General features: G+C 61.9%; 23 protein-coding genes. 13 read left to right on the top strand and 10 right to left on the bottom strand.

Going from position 1 to position 20,876, the window contains the following annotated elements; translation table 11 throughout:
* Positions 1-16 precede the first annotated feature (16 nt).
* The gene (locus AO356_RS03285; protein ID WP_060738561.1) at positions 17-778 is read left to right on the top strand and encodes a CHAD domain-containing protein; all 762 of its coding nucleotides are present in this window, start codon (positions 17-19) and stop codon (positions 776-778) included.
* Between the two features lie 233 nt (positions 779-1,011).
* Positions 1,012-1,809: an acyl-CoA thioesterase gene (locus AO356_RS03280; protein WP_060738560.1), complete on the top strand. Its 798-nt coding sequence runs from the start codon at positions 1,012-1,014 to the stop codon at positions 1,807-1,809.
* 11 nt (positions 1,810-1,820) lie between these two features.
* On the opposite strand, the gene AO356_RS03275 is transcribed toward AO356_RS03280, so the two are convergent.
* The 3 genes from AO356_RS03275 to AO356_RS03265 form a co-directional block, all read right to left on the bottom strand.
* Positions 1,821-2,195: a hypothetical protein gene (locus AO356_RS03275; RefSeq protein ID WP_060738559.1), complete on the bottom strand. Its 375-nt coding sequence runs from the start codon at positions 2,193-2,195 to the stop codon at positions 1,821-1,823.
* Between the two features lie 230 nt (positions 2,196-2,425).
* A complete protein-coding gene (locus tag AO356_RS03270; protein WP_060738558.1) occupies positions 2,426-3,907 on the bottom strand; it encodes a methyl-accepting chemotaxis protein in 1,482 nt (493 codons plus the stop codon).
* Positions 3,908-4,152: 245 nt separating this feature from the next.
* The gene (locus tag AO356_RS03265; RefSeq protein WP_060738557.1) at positions 4,153-4,959 is read right to left on the bottom strand and encodes a TatD family hydrolase; all 807 of its coding nucleotides are present in this window, start codon (positions 4,957-4,959) and stop codon (positions 4,153-4,155) included.
* Between the two features lie 235 nt (positions 4,960-5,194).
* Between AO356_RS03265 and AO356_RS03260 the strand changes: the two genes are divergently transcribed.
* The 3 genes from AO356_RS03260 to AO356_RS03250 all read left to right on the top strand — a co-directional run bounded on the left by AO356_RS03260 (position 5,195) and on the right by AO356_RS03250 (position 7,709).
* The gene (locus AO356_RS03260) at positions 5,195-6,616 is read left to right on the top strand and encodes a transglycosylase SLT domain-containing protein (protein ID WP_060738556.1); all 1,422 of its coding nucleotides are present in this window, start codon (positions 5,195-5,197) and stop codon (positions 6,614-6,616) included.
* Positions 6,617-6,716: 100 nt separating this feature from the next.
* Positions 6,717-7,151, top strand: a complete 435-nt coding sequence (locus AO356_RS03255) for a DoxX family protein (RefSeq protein ID WP_060738555.1) — start codon at positions 6,717-6,719, stop codon at positions 7,149-7,151.
* Positions 7,152-7,400: 249 nt separating this feature from the next.
* Complete coding sequence (locus tag AO356_RS03250) at positions 7,401-7,709, top strand: hypothetical protein (RefSeq protein ID WP_024618163.1); 309 nt, start codon at positions 7,401-7,403, stop codon at positions 7,707-7,709.
* An 8-nt stretch (positions 7,710-7,717) separates the two neighbouring features.
* On the opposite strand, the gene greB is transcribed toward AO356_RS03250, so the two are convergent.
* The 3 genes from greB to AO356_RS03235 are packed head-to-tail and all read right to left on the bottom strand — an operon-like array spanning position 7,718 to position 11,437.
* Entirely contained in the window at positions 7,718-8,215 is a 498-nt protein-coding gene (greB, locus tag AO356_RS03245; protein WP_003199337.1) for a transcription elongation factor GreB, read from the bottom strand.
* A 34-nt stretch (positions 8,216-8,249) separates the two neighbouring features.
* Positions 8,250-10,754, bottom strand: coding sequence for an ABC transporter permease (locus AO356_RS03240; protein WP_060738554.1), 2,505 nt, complete (start codon positions 10,752-10,754; stop codon positions 8,250-8,252).
* Positions 10,754-11,437, bottom strand: a complete 684-nt coding sequence (locus tag AO356_RS03235) for an ABC transporter ATP-binding protein (RefSeq protein ID WP_060738553.1) — start codon at positions 11,435-11,437, stop codon at positions 10,754-10,756. The genes AO356_RS03240 and AO356_RS03235 overlap by 1 nt, the downstream gene beginning before the upstream one ends.
* A 10-nt stretch (positions 11,438-11,447) precedes the next feature.
* On the opposite strand from AO356_RS03235, the gene AO356_RS03230 reads away from it, so the two are divergent.
* The 3 genes from AO356_RS03230 to AO356_RS03220 all read left to right on the top strand — a co-directional run bounded on the left by AO356_RS03230 (position 11,448) and on the right by AO356_RS03220 (position 13,627).
* Positions 11,448-12,053 (top strand): arylesterase, encoded by a 606-nt coding sequence (locus tag AO356_RS03230; RefSeq protein ID WP_060738552.1) that lies wholly within the window; start codon positions 11,448-11,450, stop codon positions 12,051-12,053.
* Between the two features lie 56 nt (positions 12,054-12,109).
* Positions 12,110-12,403 carry a hypothetical protein gene (locus AO356_RS03225; protein ID WP_003199347.1) on the top strand — a complete coding sequence of 98 codons (294 nt, stop codon included), beginning with the start codon at positions 12,110-12,112 and terminating at the stop codon, positions 12,401-12,403.
* A 252-nt stretch (positions 12,404-12,655) separates the two neighbouring features.
* Positions 12,656-13,627, top strand: coding sequence for a L,D-transpeptidase family protein (locus tag AO356_RS03220; RefSeq protein ID WP_060738551.1), 972 nt, complete (start codon positions 12,656-12,658; stop codon positions 13,625-13,627).
* Between the two features lie 123 nt (positions 13,628-13,750).
* On the opposite strand, the gene oprI is transcribed toward AO356_RS03220, so the two are convergent.
* Positions 13,751-14,002: an outer membrane lipoprotei OprI gene (gene oprI / locus AO356_RS03215; RefSeq protein WP_003183784.1), complete on the bottom strand. Its 252-nt coding sequence runs from the start codon at positions 14,000-14,002 to the stop codon at positions 13,751-13,753.
* 635 nt (positions 14,003-14,637) lie between these two features.
* Here oprI and AO356_RS03210 point away from each other — a divergent pair.
* A complete protein-coding gene (locus AO356_RS03210) occupies positions 14,638-14,919 on the top strand; it encodes a GNAT family N-acetyltransferase (protein WP_053120470.1) in 282 nt (93 codons plus the stop codon).
* Positions 14,920-15,082: 163 nt separating this feature from the next.
* Here AO356_RS03210 and AO356_RS03205 read toward each other — a convergent pair whose 3' ends face one another.
* Positions 15,083-16,159: a 3-deoxy-7-phosphoheptulonate synthase gene (locus AO356_RS03205; protein ID WP_060738550.1), complete on the bottom strand. Its 1,077-nt coding sequence runs from the start codon at positions 16,157-16,159 to the stop codon at positions 15,083-15,085.
* 268 nt (positions 16,160-16,427) lie between these two features.
* On the opposite strand from AO356_RS03205, the gene AO356_RS03200 reads away from it, so the two are divergent.
* The 4 genes from AO356_RS03200 to cysB all read left to right on the top strand — a co-directional run bounded on the left by AO356_RS03200 (position 16,428) and on the right by cysB (position 19,990).
* Positions 16,428-17,381: a putative 2-dehydropantoate 2-reductase gene (locus tag AO356_RS03200; protein ID WP_060738549.1), complete on the top strand. Its 954-nt coding sequence runs from the start codon at positions 16,428-16,430 to the stop codon at positions 17,379-17,381.
* Between the two features lie 21 nt (positions 17,382-17,402).
* On the top strand, positions 17,403-18,308 hold the full coding sequence (locus AO356_RS03195) for a 5'-nucleotidase (protein WP_060738548.1): 906 nt from the start codon (positions 17,403-17,405) through the stop codon (positions 18,306-18,308).
* 96 nt (positions 18,309-18,404) lie between these two features.
* Positions 18,405-18,905, top strand: a complete 501-nt coding sequence (locus AO356_RS03190; protein ID WP_060738547.1) for a universal stress protein — start codon at positions 18,405-18,407, stop codon at positions 18,903-18,905.
* A 110-nt stretch (positions 18,906-19,015) separates the two neighbouring features.
* On the top strand, positions 19,016-19,990 hold the full coding sequence (gene cysB, locus AO356_RS03185) for an HTH-type transcriptional regulator CysB (protein WP_003199376.1): 975 nt from the start codon (positions 19,016-19,018) through the stop codon (positions 19,988-19,990).
* Positions 19,991-20,004: 14 nt separating this feature from the next.
* Here the strand turns inward: cysB and AO356_RS03180 are convergent, their stop codons facing one another.
* Both AO356_RS03180 and AO356_RS03175 read right to left on the bottom strand, forming a co-directional pair.
* Complete coding sequence (locus tag AO356_RS03180; protein ID WP_060738546.1) at positions 20,005-20,487, bottom strand: GreA/GreB family elongation factor; 483 nt, start codon at positions 20,485-20,487, stop codon at positions 20,005-20,007.
* 1 nt (position 20,488) lies between these two features.
* The gene (locus AO356_RS03175) at positions 20,489-20,875 is read right to left on the bottom strand and encodes a hypothetical protein (protein WP_060738545.1); all 387 of its coding nucleotides are present in this window, start codon (positions 20,873-20,875) and stop codon (positions 20,489-20,491) included.
* Between the last annotated feature and the right edge of the window lies 1 nt (position 20,876).

The following is a 20,876-nucleotide window of genomic DNA, read 5'->3' as shown; positions in this document are numbered from 1 at the left end:
TGTACGGAGTACGTCCATGATCGATCGGCTGGTGGCCCGCATATTGGGCCTGGAAGTCCGCCTGTTGGCCCGTCAGGCCCGCTTGAATGCCCACACCGACAGCGAAGCGCTGCATGACCTGCGGACCACGGTGCGCCGTTTGCGCAGCCTGCTTCGTCCGCTGCGTGGGTTGCCCGGCGTCGAACAACTGGAAACGGCGGCTTCGGCGGTGGGTACCCTGACCACGCCCCTGCGCGATCGGGAAGTGTTGGCGGCTTACCTTGAACAACATGGCCTGGCCGAGGCGGCGCGGCGACGCCAGATACAAATGGCCGATGCCTATCCCGCCGTGGCCGCGAGTGTTGAACTGGCCCAGTTGCTGATGATGCTCGATGCCTTCCCGCGCTTCATTCGCGCCGCCCAGCGTGAGGGGCTGCTGAAGGGCTTGCGCAAAAGCATCGAGAAGCGCCTGGACAAACAGTGGAAGAAACTCGGCGAAGCCCTGCGTGATCCGGCCCATGACCGCCACCGGTTGCGTCTGCTGATCAAGCGCGTGCGCTACGCCATCGAAGCTTACCCTGAGCTCGACCGCCTGCCCGAAGCCGCCATGCCACGGCTCAAGTCCGCCCAGGGCGCGCTGGGCGACTGGCACGATTGCTGGCAATGGCTGGCCAGGGCCAGGGAAGAAACCGATCTGCAAGCTTGCGTGCCCACCTGGCACGCCACGATGGAAAAGGCTGAGGCCAAGTCCGACAAGGTGCTCGACAAGCTGATTGCCAGTTGCTTCGAAAAATCCTGAATCCACCCTATTTCCCCTTGTGGGAGCGAGCTTGCTCGCGATGGCGGTGGGTCAGTTTGCATACAGGTTGACTGATACACCGCCATCGCGAGCAAGCTCGCTCCCACAGTGGTTGGGGTGGATTCAGGAATCCTCGGCTTTTCTGTCAGCCTCTTTGGCCGGAATGAGCCCTGTGCCGCCTGTCTGGGCTGGTTAAGATGCCTTCATCCTTTTCCCCTGTTTTCGAGGTCGTCATGCGCTTTTCCGAGTTGATCGATGCCGTGCGCCGGCAGCCAGGTGCTGTGACCATCGCGCCGGAATGGGGCCAGGGCCGGGCCAGTTTTGGTGGGTTGGTGGCGGCGCTGCAATATGAGGCTATGCGTGCCCAAGTGCCGGCGGATCGCCCGGTGCGTTCCCTGGCGATTACCTTTGTCGGCCCGGTCGAGCCCGACGTGCCGGTCAGTTTCGAAGTCGAGGTGTTGCGAGAAGGCAAGGCGGTAAGCCAAGTGTTGGGGCGTGCGGTGCAGAACGGTCAGGTGGTGACCGTGGTGCAAGGCAGCTTTGGTGCCTCGCGCTCGTCCGTGGTGGCGGTGCAGGCCGACCCCGCGCCGGAATTCAAGAGCGTGGAGCAATGCCAGGAACTGCCTTACGTCAAGGGCATGACTCCGGAATTCATGCGGCACCTGGCAATGCGCTGGAGCGTCGGCGGCTTGCCGTTCAGCGGCAATAAATCCCGGAGCATGGGCGGCTGGGTGCGCTTGCGCGGCGATGTGCAGGAGGAGCCGCTGAACGAAAGCCATATCCTGGCCTTGGTGGACGCCTGGCCCCCGGCGTTGTTGCCTCACCTCTCGCAAATGGCCCCGGGCAGCACGCTCACGTGGACCATTGAGTTCGTCCAGCCGCTGCTGGACCTCACGACACTGGACTGGTGCAAGTACCTGGCCGAGATCGAACATGCCCAGGACGGCTACGGCCATGTCGCCGCGAAATTCTGGAGCGCCGATGGCCGCTTGATCGCCCTGAGCCGGCAGACGGTAACGATCTTCGGGTAAGGCTGCTCCGGCTAAGGTTTACGGTGGTGACGGTGGCGATCACGCCAGGCGCGCCACCAGCCACCGCTGAAAAAGAACCGCGGAAAAGTCAGGAACTGCTCCACCAACAGGCGTGACACGGCATCCTTGCGATCGCTGAACGGCTCGGAGGCCTGGGCCTCCAGGCTGTGTCCGTGACGCTGCAGGCCGAGTGCCGCGAGCAGGCCGATGACGCCGATGGCGATGTCCCCCAGGCTCAAGCTGAATACTCCCGTCACAATCAGCAGAAACGCGATGATGAACAGCGGCACGGCAATCAGGTGCAACACCAGGTTGGTGGGGTGGCGATGATTGTCGGGGTAGGCGCGCCATTGCCAGGCTGGAAGATTGGGGTGACGTTTGCCCATGATGCTATTCCTCGATTCGTGTGCACTTATGCTTGAAGAATAGGTGCCGCCCAGGGCGCCTGCGAATCGAGGTTGGTTATCGGGGCGATAGAGTTTCAAAGGTAACATTTGAGTTGACTGTACTGGCCTCTTCGCGAGCAAGCTCGCTCCCACATGGGGTCTGTCGGGTTCACAAACTTTTGTGTCCGACTCGATCCAATGTGGGAGCGAGCTTGCTCGCGAAGGCGTCCTCAAAGCTTGAGCTGCCCAATCGCCTTGCTCAACTCGCCCGCCAATGTCGCCAGTTCATCGCTGGTGGTGGCTGAATCGACGGTCTGGCGCACGGTGTTTTCGGTCACGTCGCGAATGCTCACCACCGCCCGGTTCATTTCCTCGGCGACGTGGCTTTGCTGCTCGGCCGCGACCGCGATCTGGGTGTTGCTCTCGCGCATTTGGGCCACGGCTGCGGTGATCTGTGCCAGCGCGTCGCCGGCCTCGCGGGCCTGTTGCACGCAATCGTCGGCCTTGAGCGAACTCTCCTGCATGAAGTCCACCGCGTCCCGGGTCCCGGCTTGCAGGGCCGAGACCATGGTGGTGATTTCATCCGTGGAGGCCTGTACTCGCTTGGCCAGGTTGCGCACCTCATCGGCCACCACGGCAAAACCTCGGCCCATTTCCCCGGCCCGCGCCGCTTCGATGGCCGCGTTCAGGGCCAGCAGATTGGTTTGTTCGGCGATGCTGTGGATCACATTGACCACGCCGTTGATCTTCTGACTGTCTTCGGCCAGGCGCTGGATCATTTCGGCAGTCTGCTGCACCCCCGACGACAATCCGGTGATCGACAGCTGCACCCGACCGACCACTTCGTGACCGTTGCCGGCCAGGGTGTCGGCGGTTTTCGACAGGTCGCGGGTGGCGCCGGCGTGCTGGGCGATGTGATAAACCGTGGCGGACATTTCGTTGATCGCCGTGGCTGCCTGATCGGTTTCGCTTTGCTGGCCGAGCATGCCGTGGCGAACATCGTTCATGCTCGACGCCAGGCGCGCCGCACCACTGTCCAGCTGCCGGGCAGTGCTCGCGACGGTGTCGACCACCCGTTGATAACCGGCCTGCATGGCGTTGAACGCCGCCGCCATCTGGCCCACTTCGTCCTTGCAGGCCAGAGGCACGCGGGCGGACAGGTCACCGGTTTTTTCCACATGCAGCATCACGTCTTTGAGCGTGTTGAGCTGGCTGAGCAAAAAGCGGATCAACAGTTGCGAGGCGCCCAACATTGCCAGCATCAACACAAACACGGCCATGGCGTATTGGCTGAAGCGTTCAGCGAACACTTGGCTCAGGCTTACACCTCGGGCCAACACCGCGAGTGCCTGTCCGTCATCTCGACGGATCACTTGGGCACCCAGCAACGGGTCGTCGCCAAGCAGCGGCCCGGCATCGAGTTCGACCCAGCCATCGGCCTGAGCCAGCGAAGGCAACGGTCGTTCGTTGAACACCGGGACCTGGTCGCGCCGGAATGCCAAGAGATCGTCGGCCCCGGGCAAGGATTGCCCGGCAGGCCAGGCCTTGAGCACCTGTGCTTGGGCCTGGGCGTTCGCCTGGGCTGCGTGGTTGCGCGCCTGCTGTTCGAGGTGCACCGCGTAGAGCACCAGCAGCAGGGTGGTGATAAAGGCGACCGCATTGACCGCCCAGAATTTGTATTTCAACGAGATATTGCTAAGCCAGGCACCCATGGAAGGTTTTCTCTGATAGCGGAAACAGCATTGGCAAGGTGCCATTATTCTGCCGCTATTCAGGTGCCGGGATTTTGATGTGGGTCAACAGACAACAGAGTCGCAGGGTTTTGATGTAGGCCAACAGACAACGAAGTCCTCTTGTGGGAGCGAGCTTGCTCGCGATAGCGGTGTGCAGTCAGCCAATGTGCAGGCTGATACGCCGCTATCGCGAGCAAGCTCGCTCCCACAGGGGTTTGCAGGGTTCAGGAGATCGTGGGCAACCCAAAGAACGCCCGGGCGCAGGCGCTGCTGTGGGCTGCCAGGTCTTCCTGGGTTTCGCCCCGGTGCAAGGCCACTTCGCGCAGGACTTCCGTCAGGTAGGCCGGCTCGTTGCGTCCGTTCTTGGGTTTGGGCCGCAGCGTACGGGGCAGCAGGTAGGGCGCGTCGCTTTCGAGCATCAGCCGGCCACGGGGTATTTCGCGCACCAACGGGTGCAGGTGCGTGCCGCGGCGTTCGTCGCAGATCCAGCCAGTGATACCAATATGCAGGTCGAGATCGAGGTAGCTGAACAACGCCTTTTTTTCCCCGGTGAAGCAGTGCACCACGGCCGCTGGCAATTGATCGCGAAACTCCCGGAGGATGTCCAGCAAGCGCTGGTCGGCGTCGCGCTCATGCAGGAAGACCGGTAATTGCAGCTGGACCGCCAGGGCGAGGTGTTCCTCCAGGACCTTTTCCTGCTGGGGGCGGGGCGAGAAGTCTCGGTTGAAATCCAGCCCGCATTCGCCCACCGCGCGCACGCGGCTGTGCATCAGCAGGTCCTTGAGGTGCCGGGCGCTGTCGGCGGTCCACTCGCTGGCGCTGTGGGGATGAATGCCGGCGGTGGAAAACAGTCGTTCCCCGGTCTCGTCGAGGTGTTGGCACAACTCCAGGGCCTGTTCGCTGCCCTCGATGCTGGTGCCGGTCAAGACCAGTTGGCAGACCCCGGATGCATAGGCGCGCTCAAGCACCGCCTGGTGTTTGTCGGTGAAACTGGGGTTGGTCAGGTTGACGCCGATATCGATGAGTTGCATGGTGCTACCTCGGCCCAAAGGCCGGAAAGCATATCAGAGCTGTAGATTTATAAGAAAAGCCAAGAACTACAACGAGTTGAGGCTGTCTGTTAAGGCCGCGAGACACATAGGATTGGTATAAAAGCCATCACTGTGCCAGTCTTCCGCACTTTTTCAGCGCCCCAGGCGCTCTGTTTCTGTCGACCCAGCCTCGTTTTTCACGGAGGCGGTCCGCAGTGTTCCTTCCGGAGAGTGGATGACACGTCCCCAGGTATTGTTACTGTTGTGTTGTTCGCTGCTGTTGCCGATACCGGCCGAGGCACGGCTGCCCGGGCCGGTGCAGGCGGCGGCGCCGGGCACGGTGCGCGACCTGGCGCAGATCCGCAGCAGCCGTGTGTTGAAGGTGTTGGTCAACCAGAGCCGCAACAGCTCCGGTGAAGTCCAGGGGCAACCCATTGGCGTCGAATACCACCGGCTGCGCGCCTTCGAGCAATACCTCAACGGCCACGCCCGGGACGGCCAGGAAATTACCCTCAAGATCATTCCCAAGGCCAAGGACCAATTGCTCGGTGCCTTGCAGCGCGGGGAGGGCGACCTCGTCGCGCCGGGTGAGCTGCTTGAGCCTCAGGCCGGCCATGCTGTCAGCGCCAGCAACCCGATTCGTACCGAGGTGCCTTTGCTGTTGGTGGGCATCAAGGGAGAGAAGCGTTACACGCGCGTGGAGCAACTTTCCGGCAAAACCCTGGCACTGCCCAACGGCAGTGCGGCCGGGGATGCCGTGAGCCAGATCAACCAGAAACTGGCGCTGCTCAAGCTGCCGCCGGTGAAGATCGAATGGGTCGATCCTACCCTGGCTGTGGAAGATGTCCTGGAGATGGTCCAGGGCGGGATTTTCCATCTGACCATCGTTGAGCAACCCATTGCCGAGCGCTGGAGCAAGATCCTGCCCAAGCTGCGCTTCGACCGCCAGGTACTGATTGGCGAGCCGGGTGACGAGTATTGGTTCGTTCGCCGTGACGCCGCCATGCTGCGGGCGAGCATCGACCGGTTCCTGGTGACCTACAAGGTGCCCTCCAACCAGGACGCGGCGTTCCTGCGCATCTACCGGCGTTTGTATCAGGTCCACTATCCGCTGGCCCGGGCCAACCGCCAACGCCTGGAAAACTTGCGTCCGGTGCTGCAAAAGCATGCCGATGCCCAGGGCATGGACTGGCTCAACCTGGCGGCCCTGGCGTTCAAGGAATCCGCCCTGCAACCCAATGCCCGCAGCGGTGCAGGCCCCACCGGCCTGATGCAGATCACCCCGGCGGCAGCCCAGCGGGTCGGGGTCGATAACATCCAGAACCTGGACGCCAATGTACAGGCCGGCGCCAAGTACCTGGCCCTCATCCGTCGCAAGTTCTTTGCCAGCCCCAAGCTCAACGAGCGCGAGCGCATGGCTTTCGTCCTGGCGGCCTACAACATGGGCCCCGAGCGCGTCCAAGGCATGCGCGCCGAGGCCCGGCGGCGGGGGCTGAACCCCAACCAATGGTTTTTCCAGGTCGAACGCATTGCCATGGAGCAGGTAGGAATGGGCGCCGTCAGCTATGTTAATAGTGTGAATAAGTACTACCTGGCATTTGATCGTGAACGGGAGTCCTTGGAACCGAAGGAGCAAAAGGTTGCATTGCGTAAGTGATCGAATAAACTGATTGGTATTACGGATTTTTTCCGCTTTTAACATGAATTTTATTGATTAATATAGCGGCCACTCTCTACTACTCCCAAGGAATGACCTTATGAGCACTCTCATCAACAAAGTTCTGTTCACCCGCGCCGGCTATGGCTTGACTGTCTTGCGCATCGCCGTCGGTGTCATATTTGCCGCCCACGGCTCGCAGAAACTCTTTGGCCTGTTCGGTGGCTACGGCCTGGCAGGCACGGCGCAGTGGATGGAAAGCATCGGCCTGACCCCGGGCTATGTGATGGCGACACTGGCGGGCGGTACGGAATTTTTCGCCGGGCTGGCGCTGATCGTCGGTCTGCTGGCGCGTCCAGCGGCACTGGGCCTGGCCTTCCTGTCGCTGGTGGCGATTTTCTCCGTGCACATCGGTAACGGCTTGTTCATGGCCAACAACGGTTATGAGTTCGCCCTGGCCTTGCTGGCGGGCAGTATTGCCGTGCTGATCGAAGGGGCGGGCAAGCTGTCGGTCGATCACGCCATCGCGGGTTGAGTGCACGATTGGAACCCGAGGCCCGTCTTGTACGGGCCTTTTTTATGGGGCGTGATTCTTGACACTGGCCGGTCAGCTTCTCTAGGATGCCGCTCATGCGCCGATTTAAACAGCTACTTGCGGGGCGCCAGGTGACTCATCCCGTTGCCGATAGAAGCCGGAAAGAACGGTTTCGAAATACCGCTAAAGCGCTGGTTCGGTGTTGCCTCTCACCTGCCATGCAGACTTTCGAGGCAGAGACACGACACGATGAACGCACCCAGTCCCCTTGTACGTCTTGCGCCGATCACGGCGAACCTTGTGCAACGCAACCCGAAAATTCTCCTGGGCGGCACTCACCAGCCAACACTCTTGCGTTACCTCGACGGCTGGCCGCGTCGCAACCACGGGCCTGCCGCTTTCCTGATCCAGTTTGTCGAAGACGGTGAGTCACTGGCGCGTTTTGCCAATGACAGCTTCGACCTGGCTGTCATCCAGTCCCCCAGCGCAGCGGACGCTCCTGAAATGATCCGGCAACTGACCCGTGTCGCACGGCAGGGCTTGATCACGCGCCGTTGAGGTGAGGGTTACGGATACGCGATGTCCACGATGTAGACCCGTTTCTCGCCTGTGGGCGTCTGGACGCTGACCTCGGCGTCCAGGGCCTTGCCGATCAGCGCCCGTGCCAACGGCGAGTCGATGCTGATCAGGTTCTGTTTCAGGTCCAGCTCGTCCGGGCCGACGATGCGGTAGCGTGATTCCTTGCCGTCCTCATCTTCAACCGTGACCCAGGCGCCAAAATACACTTTGTTCGGATCGCTGGGTTTTTCACTGACCACTTTGAGTGCTTCGAGGCGCTTGGTGAGGAAACGCACGCGACTGTCGATTTCCCGCAGCATTTTCTTGCCGTAGGTGTACTCGGCATTTTCCGAACGATCACCCTGGGCTGCCGCCTCGCTGACCGCCTGGGTCACCTGGGGACGGCGCACATGCCACAGCTCATGGAACTCAGCGCGCATCCGCGCTTCACCCTCGGGGGTGATCAGCGCGGTGCCGGCGGTGCGGGGTGGGCGATAACGGCTCATGGCAACTTCTTGTGATAGCGAAGCCGGGAGTCTATCAACCCTCGCGCAATACTGTCAGCGGGCTGGCGTTGAGCGCCCGACGGGTGCCGAACACCCCGGCCGCGCCGATCAACAAAGCCCCCAGCAACGGCAATACCAACAGCCATGGATGCGGATGCCAGGGCAGGTCGAAGGCGTACCGGTAAAGCACCAGGCTCACCAGTTCCGAACCCAGGGCCGCCAGCAGGCCACTGACGGCGCCCAGCAGGCCGAACTCGATGCGCCGGGCCTTGACCAGCAGGGGCCGTTCGGCGCCCAGTGCGCGCAACAACGCGCCTTGGCGGATCCGTTCGTCGAGGGTCGCTTGCAGGCCGGAGAACAACACCGCCATTCCCGCCGCCAGCACGAACAGCAACACGTACTCCACGGCCAGGGTCACTTGGGCCAGGATGCTGCGCAGTTGTTCGAGCAAGGCCTCGACTTGCAGGATCGTCACCGCCGGAAAGGCCCGGGACAGGTCGACGATCTGTTGGTCGTGGCCCGGCGCCAGGTAGAAACTGGTGAGGTAGGTCGCCGGCAGGTCTTTCAATGTACCGGGCTGGAAGATCATGAAGAAGTTGGGTTGGAAATTATCCCAGTTGATTTCCCGCAGGCTGGTGACCTTCGCTTCACGGTTGACCCCGCCCACGCTGAAAACCAGGCGGTCGCCCAACTTGATCTTGAGGTTCTCGGCCACTTTGCCTTCCACCGAAACCCCAGGGACATCGTCCGCAGGCTGCTGTGGCCACCAGGTCCCTGCGGTGACGACGTTGCCCGTCGGCAGGTCCGCAGCCCAGGTCAGGCTCAGGTCGCGCTGCAGCGCCCGGTCACCCGCCGAGTCCTTGGTGACGAACTCCGTGGCCGGTTCGCCATTGATGCTGATCAGACGCCCGGGTACCACGGGGTAGAGCGGGGCCGATTGTGCGGACAATTCCAGCAGTTTGTCGGTGAAGGCCTGCTTGTCGTTGGGCAGGATGTTCAGGGCGAAATAGTTCGGCGCGTTTTTGGGCAACTGGTTTTGCCAGGTGTCCAGCAACTCACCGCGCAGTAGCGCGATCAACGCCATGGACAACAGGATCAGGCCGAACGCCAAGGCCTGGCCGGCGGCTGCCAAGGGATGACGCAGCAATTGGCCGAGGCCCAGCCGCCAGGGCAGGGCGGCGCGGGCCAGCAGGCGACGCAGGCTCTGGAGCAGCAGCAACAACAAGCCGCCGAGCACCAGCGCGGCAACGACGCCACCGCCCAGCAGGGCGAAGGTCAGGACCAGGTCCAGGCTCAGGCGCCACATGATCAGGCCCAGGGCACCCAGAGCGGCACCGTAGATCACCCAGGAGCTGGAGGGGATCGGCAGCATGTCCCGGCGCAGCACGCGCAACGGTGGCACCCGTCCCAGCGCAGCCAGTGGCGGCAGGGCGAACCCCGCCAGCGCCACCAGCCCGGTGCCGATCCCGGCGATCGCCGGCAGCAGGCCGCCCGGCGGAACGGTGGTGGGCAGCAGGTCGTGCAGCAGGGCGAACAGGCCCAGTTGGGCGATCCAGCCGAGCAGGGCGCCGCTGATACTGGCAAGCAGGCCCAGCACCGTCAATTGCAGGCTGAACAGCACCATGGTTTCCCGACGTGAAAGGCCCAGGCAGCGCAGCAGCGCGCTGGCATCGAAGCGTCGGGTGGCAAAGCGGTTGGCCGAGAGCGCGACGGCGACCCCGGACAGCAACACCGCCACCAGGCTGGCCATGTTCAGGTAGCGCTCGGCCTTGCCCAGGGCGCCGCCGATCTGACGGTTGCCGTCGCGGGCATCCTGCAGGCGCTGGTTGGCTTCAAGGCCAGGCTTGACCAGGTCGCGGTAGGTTTGCAAGGCCGGTGCCGGGCCGCGCCACAGGTCGCGATAGCTGACCCGGCTGCCCGGTTGCACCACGCCCGTTGCCTCCAGATCCTTGAGGTTGATCAGCACGCGCGGGGTGAGGCTGTAGAAATTGCCGGCACGATCCGGTTCATAGGTCAGCACTCGGGCCAACCGCAGGGTTTGGTTGCCAACGTCGATGCTGTCGCCGATCTTCAGGTCCAGTGCCGTCAGCAGTCGTGCCTCGACCCAGGCCTCGCCGGGGTTCGGGCGTCCGCCGGTTTCTTCCGGCGCGAACGGGGCGGGGCTGCTTTTCAGCTCGCCGCGCAGTGGGTAGGTGTCATCGGCCGCCTTGACGCTGGACAGCTGGATGCCATTGTCGGTGGCCACGACACTGGAGAACTCCACCACCCGGGCGTGTTCCAGCCCCAGTTCGGTGCCGCTGCGGATCTGCTCCGGGCGGGCCGGCGAGCTGCCTTCGAGCAGCAGGTCGGCGCCGAGGAATTCGGTGGCGCGCATCATCATCGCGCCATTGAGGCGGGCACCGAAGTAACCGATGGCGGTACTCGCCGCCACCGCCACCAGCAGGGCGAAGAACAACACCCGCAACTCACCGGCGCGGGCATCGCGAAGCAATTGGCGGACAGCGAGACTGAACAGGCGCAACAGCGGCAAACGTGCCATCAAGGCTCCAGAGGGGCGACCATCTCGCCGGCTTCAAGTCGGATCAGGCGCCGGCAGCGATGGGCCAGGCGTTCATCATGGGTGACCAGCACCAGGGTCGTGCCGCGTTCCTTGTTCAGTTCGAACAGCAGGTCGCTGATGCGCTCGCCGGTGTGGCTGTCGAGGTTGCCGGTGGGTTCGTCGGCAAACAGCACATCGGGCTCGGCGGCAAAGGCCCGGGCAATCGCCACCCGTTGCTGTTCGCCGCCGGAGAGCTGGCGCGGTGAATGGGTCAGGCGCTGGCCCAGGCCGACGCGCTGCAACAGCTGCGTGGCGCGTTCACGGGCATCCTTGCGGCCGTCCAGTTCCAGCGGCAGCATGACGTTTTCCAGCGCATTGAGGCTGTCGAGCAACTGGAACGACTGGAAAACGAAACCGACATGTTCGGCGCGGATCCGCGCACGCTGGTCTTCATCCAGTGCGCTGAGGGCCTGGCCGGCGAGTGTGACTTCGCCGCTGCTGGGCAGGTCGAGGCCGGCCAGCAGGCCCAGGAGGGTGGATTTGCCGGAACCGGACGCGCCGACGATGGCCAGGCTGTCGCCTTTGTTCAGTTCCAGGCTGAGTTCGTGCAGGATGGTCAGTTCACCTTCCGCGCTGGCGACCACTTTGCTAAGGTCCGTCGCGGTGAGAATGCTTGAGCCCATGGAGAATCCGATGCGTGTGTGGTTTTTGAGTGCCGGCCTGGCCTTGATGTGCATGGCCCAGAACGCAGCGGCGGGTACAGTCCTGATCGTTGGCGATAGTATCAGCGCGGCTTTCGGCCTGGATACCCGGCAAGGGTGGGTGTCGTTGCTCGAACAACGGCTCAAGGCCGAGGGTTTTGACGATAAAGTGGTCAATGCTTCCATCAGCGGCGACACCAGCGCCGGAGGCCAGGCGCGGCTGCCGGCGCTGCTCGCAGCCCATAAACCGGACCTGGTGATCCTGGAGCTGGGTGGCAACGATGGCTTGCGCGGACAACCACCAACACAATTGCAACAAAACCTTGCAGCGATGATCGACAGCGCCCGCGCCAGCGGTGCCGAGGTGCTTTTGCTGGGCATGCAATTGCCACCCAATTACGGACGGCGTTACACAGATGCCTTTGCCCGGGTCTACAGCACCTTGGCCGAGGAGAAAAAAGTCCCGCTGGTGCCGTTTTTCCTCAAGGACGTCGGTGGCGTTCCGACCATGATGCAAGGCGACGGATTGCACCCGTCCGTCGCGGCCCAGGGCAAGTTGCTGGAAAATGTCTGGCCGACGCTAAAACCGCTGCTTTGACGCTTTTCTACAGGCGGGCTTTCGGCTAATGTGGCGCCCCCGATTTGGAGCCCCCGATGCCGCGTCCCGCCTGGTCCCTGTTTGCCTACCAACTGATCGAGCCTGACGAGCAGCTGGATCTGTTCGCCTGCCAGGAAGTGCGGGTGCACCTGGTGACCCGGCAACTGGAACTCGGTGGCTCGGCCGACCGGACCCTCTGCGGTAGCCTGCTGCCGGCCCAGCCGCGCTGGTCGAGCGTTGATCGCAAGATTTTCCAGGATCATCGCCTGTGCTCGCTGTGCCGGGCGATCCTGGAATCCCAGAAGCGCGGCACCTCGCCGATCTGGCCGGAGCTGCGGTTCGAGTTGTAATCCCTCAGCGCGTGCCATGACCCGCGCCCCTGTGGGAGCCGAGCTTGCTCGCGATAGCGGTGGCACTGCTTGCATCGAGGGTGAATCTACCGCCGTCATCGCGAGCAAGCTCGGCTCCCACAGGGCGCGGGGTGAATGCCCGAAAAAATGCTGTGCATCGGACGCCGCCTTGCCGCTCTCCCCGAAATAATGGGTGGCAGTGTACAATCGCCGTTTTCATACCCCTTGTTCGATCTGCGAAGGATTTCCCGGATGTTGCCGCGCTTGCCTGCCGTCGCCCGCTGCCTGTCTCTTGCCGCCCTGTGTATGGCGGGCCCCGTTGCTGCACTCGAGCTGCCTCTGCCACCGCCGGGTGAAGACATCATTGGCCAGGTGCAAGTCATCAAGGCCAAGTACGAAGACACCTTCGCCGACCTGGGCACCACTTATGACCTGGGCTACAGCGAGATGGTCGCCGCCAACCCGGGGGTCGATCCCTGGTTGCCTGGCGCTGGCACCGAGATCGTGCTGCCGACCCGTTTCATCCTGCCGCCGGGCCCGCGCGAGGGCATCGTGATCAACCTGGCCGAGTACCGTCTCTACTATTTCCCCAAGGGGCGGAACGTGGTGTACACCTTCCCGCTGGGGATTGGCCGTGAGGGCTGGGGCTCGCCGATCGCTCACACCAGCATCATCGCCAAGACACCGAACCCGACCTGGACGCCGCCCGCATCGATCAAGGCCGAACACGCTGCCGACGGCGACCCGTTGCCGAATGTCGTGCCCGCCGGCCCGGATAACCCGCTGGGCCCTTTCAAGTTCACCCTGGGCACCCCGGGCTACCTGATCCATGGTTCGAACAAGAAGTTCGGCATCGGCATGCGGACCAGCCACGGTTGCTTCCGGATGTTCAACAACAACGTACTGGAAATGGCCGGCATGGTGCCGGTGGGCACGTCGGTGCGGATCATCAACGACCCCTACAAGCTGGGCTTGAGCGGTGGCAAGGTGTACCTCGAAGCGCATACGCCACTGGACGACAAGGGCAACCCGTCGGTGGTGGACAAGCACACCGCGGTGATCAATGCGATGCTCAAGCGCGAAGACATCACCAGTAACCTGCGCATGAACTGGGACGTGGTGCGGGACGTGGTGGCGGCGGAAGATGGCCTGCCGGTGGAAATTGCCGTTCCCAATACCTCGGCACCGATGGTCTCGAGCGCGCCGATCGACTTGCAGCAGTAAAACTCGAAAGCAACCCGCCGACGTTTCGCGATGTCGGCGGGTTTTTTATCGCCTGCTTAAACGCCAAGCAATAAAAAAGCCGACCCAAAAATGGGTCGGCTCGATAACAATCCCGAAGGACTATTACTTGCGGCTAGCTTTTTCCAGCATGCGCAGAGCACGCTCGTTAGCTTCGTCAGCAGTCTGTTGTGCTTTTTGAGCAGCAGCCAGAGCTTCATCAGCTTTACGGTACGCTTCGTCTGCACGAGCCTGGGAGCGAGCTGCTGCGTCTTCGGTAGCAGTCAGACGTGCTTCGGTTTCTTTCGATGCGCTGCTGCAACCGGTAGCCAGAACTGCGGCCAGGGCCAGAGCAGAGAATTTCAGAACGTTGTTCATCGGTTTCCCCTTCAAGGACTTTCTATTAGTGACTGTCTCCCCAGACTGAGGAGTTAGCCGGCGTACATACTACCCATTACTTGTAGTAAGTAAACTGACGTAGCGCAAGAAGCAAAAAAATTGTAGGCGGTGATTCTTTTTCGAGCAACTTTTCTTAGGGGCGTTGAAAAAATATACAGCCCCAAGCCCATGGCTGGAGCGCGTCGACGAAAAAAAGTTCCGCCGCGGGGAAGAACTCTTGCAGCCCTCGCTAACGTCGTTGTTTATTGATTCACCTACACTTTTGTACATTTTTTGTGCAGCGTCCCAGGCATCTTTATTGGTATTGGCGGTGACTTTAACTACGCGCGCTCGTCTCAAGACTCAACAACTGGCGATGTTCAGCTATTGCACCGTGACCGACTACCGCTCGAGGATGGCGCTCAATCGATAAACCCGACCAGGTTTACCCCTTCGATGACAGGCGTGCCTTGAGCATTTGCGTCATTGGTGCCTACTATTCACGACGTGCTCGGGTTTGAGCGGATCGGTTTTGGCGCTCGGTGACCAGGAAGGCACGGGGTGGCGTAGATGTTCCTTCGCCGGAAAAACATCGGTAAGGTAGGGGTCGGCATTCAGACCCGCGAGGAGTAGTGATGAGCGAGGCGGTTACCATCCACCATGACCAGGCTGGTCATCAGTTCGAGACCAATGTGGACGGTCATCGTGCCTATCTGACCTATATGGACCTGGGCAAGCAGACCCTGGATATCTATCGCACCTTCGTGCCCAACGCCTTGCGCGGCCGGGGCATCGCGGCGGCGCTGACCGAAAGGGCGCTGCAGTACGCTGAAGAGATGGGCTACACGGTGATCCCGTCCTGCTCCTACGTGGAGCGTTACATGGAGCGTCACCAGCGGCACGCGGCGAAGCTCTGAGAAAACGGATTCCCCAATAAAAAACGCCGGACTGAAGAGTCCGGCGTTTTTTATGCCTTAAAGAGAGCAAAAGATCGCAGGCTTCGCCAGCTCCTACATCCCCAGCCTAAATACATGTAGGAGCTGTGTAGGAGCTGTCGAGTGAAACGAGGCTGCGATCTTTTCAACCACGCTGCCGCTTCGGCAGCACGTCCTTGAGTTTGGCGTGCATGCTGCGCAGGGTGTTCTCGGTCGCGCTCCAGTCGATGCAGGCATCGGTGATGGAGACGCCGTACTGCAAGTCGGCGAGGTCTTTCGGGATTGCCTGGCAGCCCCAGTTCAAGTGACTTTCGACCATCAGGCCGATAATCGACTGGTTGCCTTCCAGGATCTGGTTGGCCACGTTCTCCATCACCAACGGTTGCAGCGCCGGGTCCTTGTTGGAGTTGGCGTGGCTGCAATCGACCATGATGTTCGGCTTGATCCTGGCTTTGTTCAGCGCCTGCTCACACAGTGCGACGCTGACCGAGTCGTAGTTCGGCTTGCCGTTGCCACCGCGCAGGACCACGTGACCGTAGGCGTTGCCCTTGGTGGTGACGATCGACACGCCACCTTCCTGGTTGATGCCCAGGAAGCGGTGCGGGCTGGAAACCGACTGCAAGGCGTTGATCGCCACGGTGAGACCGCCGTCGGTGCCGTTCTTGAAGCCCACCGCCGACGACAGGCCGGAGGCCATTTCGCGGTGGGTCTGGGATTCGGTGGTGCGCGCGCCGATGGCCGACCAGCTGATCAGGTCCTGCAAGTACTGCGGCGAGATCGGGTCCAGGGCTTCGGTGGCGGTGGGCAGGCCCATTTCCGCCAGGTCCAGCAGCAACTGGCGACCGATGTGCAGGCCGTCCTGGATCTTGAAGGAGTCATCCAGGTACGGGTCGTTGATCAGGCCTTTCCAGCCGACGGTGGTCCGCGGTTTCTCGAAGTACACGCGCATGACCAGGTACAAGGTGTCGGAGACTTCCGCCGCCAGCACTTTCAGGCGCTCGGCGTATTCGTGGGCGGCCTTGATGTCATGGATCGAGCAGGGGCCGATGACCACGAACAGGCGATGGTCGGTGCCGTCCAGGATGTTGCGAATGACTTCCCGGCCCTTGGTCACGGTGCGCAGGGCAGCGTCGCTCAGGGGGATATCGCGCTTGAGCTGGTCAGGCGTGATGAGGGTCTCGTTGGAGGCGACGTTAAGGTCATTGATCGGTAAATCAGCCATCGTGTTACTCGTCAGGTCACGGGTGCCGGCCGCCAGCGATCCCCGCGCGGCGGTGCACAGCGAATTTTAAGCGCGTCGGGGAGCCGAACCTTATCGCGTTACGAGGTGGCTCGACAATGGGCTGGGCCCGGTTTAATGCCCTATAGGCCAGGGAAAAGGCCTTGGCGATGGCTCTGCAACAGATTCGTGAGCGGATGTAATGAAGATTGCATGCCATGCTGCTCGCGCCGATAGTGTGCAGGGGTTTTTTACCAGGAGAGTTGCAACGATGCAGGCAGGGGTTAAACCGCGGATCGGAATGATCGGCACCGGGGCGATTGGCGGGTTTTATGGCGTGATGCTGGCGCGCGCTGGTTTTGACGTGCACTTTCTACTGCGCAGCGAATTTGCCGCCGTGGCCGAAGCCGGTTTGCGAATCGACAGCGCGGTCCATGGCACGCTGGCCCTCGACCCCGTCCAGGCCTATCGCTCGGCAGCCGATATGCCGCCCTGTGACTGGCTGCTGGTCGGCGCCAAGACCACCAGCAATGCCGACCTGGCGCCGGCCATTGCCCAGGCTGCCGCTGACGGGGCAAAAGTCCTGTTGCTGCAGAACGGCCTGGACGTGGAGGACGATCTTCGACCGTTGTTGCCCGATTCGCTGCATCTGCTGGGGGGCCTGTGCCTGATCTGCGTGCATCGCGTCGGCCCTGGCGTCATCGCCCACCAGGCACTTGGCGCGGTCAACGTCGGTTATCACAGCGGTCCCTGTGCCGATCAGGCGCAACGCATGGCGATCGTCGAAGAGGCGACGACCGTGTTCCGCTGCGCCGGTATCGAGGCCCAGGCCATGCCTGGCTTGCAACAGGCCCGCTGGCAGAAGCTGGTGTGGAATGTGCCGTACAACGGTCTTTCGGTTTTGTTGGGCGCCAGTACCACGCCGTTGATGGCCAACAGTCATAGCCGCGAATTGATCCAGGCGCTGATGGCGGAGGTGGTCCGCGGTGCGCAAGCCTGCGGGCATCACATCGCGCCGGGTTATGCCGAGTATCTGTTCACGATGACCGAGAAGATGCCCGATTACTGGCCGAGCATGTACCACGATTATTCCCACAAGCGAGCGCTGGAACTGGACGCGATCTACGGCCGGCCATTGGCGGCGGCGAAAGCGGCAGGGTGTGAGCTGCCGAAAATCGAAGCCTTGTATCAGGCGTTGGCGTTCATGGATCGCTGTAACCGCTGAGCGGGGCGAAAGGGGAGTGGCATGGCAAACAACATCGACGACAAACTGGTGCTGGCGATTTCGTCGCGGGCGTTGTTCGACCTGAGGGAAAGCCACAAGGTGTACTTGTCGAGTGGCGTCGAGGCCTATCGGCAATACCAGATCGAGCATGAAGACGAAGTCCTGGCACCCGGTGACGCGTTCGCCCTCGTGCAGAAACTGCTGGACCTCAACGAACACCTGGGGCGTGCCCGGGTCGAGGTGATCCTGGTGTCGCGCAACAGTGCCGACACCGGCCTTCGGGTGTTCAACTCGATCCATCATTATGGGCTGGCGATTTCGCGCGCGGCCTTCGTTGGCGGTCGCAGTCCTTACCCGTACCTCAAGGCATTCGGCTGTGACCTGTTCTTGTCCACCCACGCTGAAGACGTGCGCAGCGCCCTGGACGCCGGGTTTGCCGCGGCGACCATCCTGTCGGGTGGGGCCAGTCGCGCCGCCAGCGCAGAACTGCGCATTGCCTTCGACGGCGATGCCGTGCTGTTTTCCGATGAGTCGGAGCGTGTCTATCAGGCCGGTGGCCTGGAAGCTTTCCAGGCCAGCGAGCGGCAGTCTGCCCGTGAACCGCTGCGAGGCGGGCCGTTCAAGGGCTTCCTGGCGGCGCTCAACGCGCTGCAGCGCGAGTTCCCCGAGGACGCCTGCCCCATCCGCACGGCCCTGGTGACCGCCCGTTCGGCACCGGCCCATGAGCGGGTCATCCGGACTTTGCGTGAGTGGGATATCCGCTTGGACGAGTCGCTGTTTCTCGGCGGCCTGACCAAATCGGCCTTCCTGGAGGCCTTTGCCGCCGATGTGTTTTTCGATGACCAGACTGGCCACTGCGAACTGGCCCGGGAGGTGGTCGCCACCGGTCACGTGCCCCATGGCATCAGTAACGAAATAAAGCCCTGACTGCCTCTGGGTCGGGACGTCAGGCCGCACGTCGCAGTCCCCGAGGCGCTGCTAAGCTGAATCAATCTCCGCCATTCTGGCACGTGAGGAGGTCACATGATTCGTTCGATGCTGTACGCCACAGACCTGGGCCTTTATGCCCCTTATGTGATGCAGCATGCCTTGGCGCTGGCACGGACGTTTGAAGCCGAGTTGTATGTGGTGCATGCGGTGGAACCGATGGGGCTGTTCGCCGAATCGGTGTTGCAAAGCTATCTCGACGAGCAGGCGCTGAACGAATTCCATCGCCAAGGTCTGAATACGGTGATGGCCAATATCGAACAGCGGGTGCTCGACAGTTTTCGTGAGGAATTGGGGGAAGGGCAACAGGACTTGAAACTGATCAGGTCGGTCAGGGTGTACCAGGGCGATCCTTCCCAGGTCATCCTGGAGCAGGCTGCGAAACTCTCCGTTGATTTGCTGATCGTAGGCAGTCATTGCCAAGGGGCGAACGGTGAAACCCCCTTGGGCAGGACCGCTGCCCGGGTATTGCAGTTATCCCGGGTACCGGTCTACCTGGTTCCGCTGGTCCAGCGTCGACGTCAGGGCGAGGCTTGAGGCTAAATGATGGCGTTTTATAAAAAGTTCTAGATTTATTGTCGTGACCTTCCATATAGTTATATACCGTCGCTGATGCCCGTGGCGTCCAACTGCTTTGAGGGATACATATGAAGCTTCAACAACTGCGCTACATCTGGGAAGTGGCGCACCACGACCTCAACGTTTCCGCTACTGCCCAAAGCCTCTACACGTCGCAACCCGGCATCAGCAAGCAGATCCGCCTGTTGGAAGACGAGCTGGGCGTCGAAGTCTTCGCCCGCAGCGGCAAGCACCTGACCCGCGTGACCCCGGCCGGTGAGCGCATCATCACCACGGCTGGCGAGATCCTGCGCAAGGTCGAAAGCATCAAGCAGATCGCCCAGGAATTCTCCAACGAGAAAAAAGGCACCTTGTCGATCGCCACGACCCACACCCAGGCCCGCTATGCGCTGCCACCGGTGATCAGCAACTTCATCAAGCAATACCCCGACGTTGCGCTGCACATGCACCAGGGGTCGCCGATGCAGATCGCCGAGATGGCTGCCGACGGTACGGTGGATTTCGCCATTGCCACCGAGGCCCTGGAGCTGTTCGGGGACCTGGTGATGATGCCGTGCTACCGCTGGAATCGCTGCGTGGTCGTGCCCCAGGGGCATCCGTTGACCAAGCTGCCGAAGCTGACTCTCGAAGCCCTGGCCGAATACCCGATCGTCACCTACGTATTCGGTTTCACCGGGCGTTCCAAGCTCGACGAAGCTTTCAGCCATCGTGGCCTGACGCCGAAAGTGGTGTTCACCGCCGCCGACGCCGACGTGATCAAGACTTACGTCCGCCTGGGCCTGGGCGTGGGCATCGTCGCGAAGATGGCCGTCGATACCAAGCTCGACAGTGACCTGGTGGTGCTGGATGCCAGCGAATTGTTCGAATCCAGCGTGACCAAGATCGGTTTCCGACGTGGCACTTTCCTGCGCGGCTTCATGTGCGACTTCATCGAGAAATTCGCGCCGCACCTGACCCGGGAAGTGATGGCCAAGGCCATCCAGTGCCACAACAAGCAGGAACTCGAAGAGTTGTTCGACGGCGTCGAACTGCCGGTGCACTAAAAAACGTTACCTGCCTAGATCGCCTCGGTGACAGTGAACTGTTGCCGAGCGCCCGCGACCACGATCTCCACTTCATCCCCTTCGAACTTGCCCAGCAGGCCTCGGCCCAGCGGTGAGCGAGGGGTGATGACGGTGATCGGCTGGCCTACCAGCGAGACCTTCAAGCCTGCCGCATCCGGCCCGAGGAAGAGCCATTGCTGGCGGCCGTGCTCATCTTCCAGCCCGATCAATGTGCCGACCTGAACGCCGCGCTGCTCGTCGTAAGGCCTCAACGTCAGGTTTTGACAAAGGGTGAGCGCCTGGCGGATTTCTTCCACGCGCCTGGCTTGTCCGGCGGCGAGGTAGGACGCCTCGAGGCCCAGGGTGTCGTATTTGTTCTCGGCGATGTTTTCTTCGTGGGTCGCGGTTTCGTAGGCGGTTTGCGCGGCGCGCTCGGCGATATCGAGATCAATCTCGAGCTTGTCGAGAATCAACTGGTGGACGGTCTGTTTGTTCATGTCACTCGCAAAATTGCAGCACGTTGGCACGGCTTTTTTCACTGGGTGCATTCTGGTCCTGTTGCAGCCAGAACTGGCACTTGGGGTTGGACAGGTTGCGAGGATTGCTGCGGGCCTGATCAAGCGCCTGACGCTGTTCGTTCCTCTGCAGGTTCTGCTGATACTGCTCGAACATCGGCGTGGGCGGCTCGGGGGCCGGTTGCACCGCCGGTGGTTGCGCCAGTTGATGGACGGCGGCGGCCACCGGTGCCAGTTGTTCGTTGAACAGGAATCGGGACAGTAGCCAGCCCGTCAACACGATGGCCAGGAACCCCAGCCACAGGCCCAGGGCAATGCTGAAGGTCAATTGCAAAGCCGTAAGGCGCGAGGGTGTCGAGTGATCGGGCATG

Origin of the sequence: Pseudomonas fluorescens (genome assembly GCF_001307275.1) — a bacterium.
GTDB lineage: Bacteria > Pseudomonadota > Gammaproteobacteria > Pseudomonadales > Pseudomonadaceae > Aquipseudomonas > Aquipseudomonas fluorescens_AA.
This window is presented reverse-complemented; position numbering and strand designations above follow the sequence as displayed.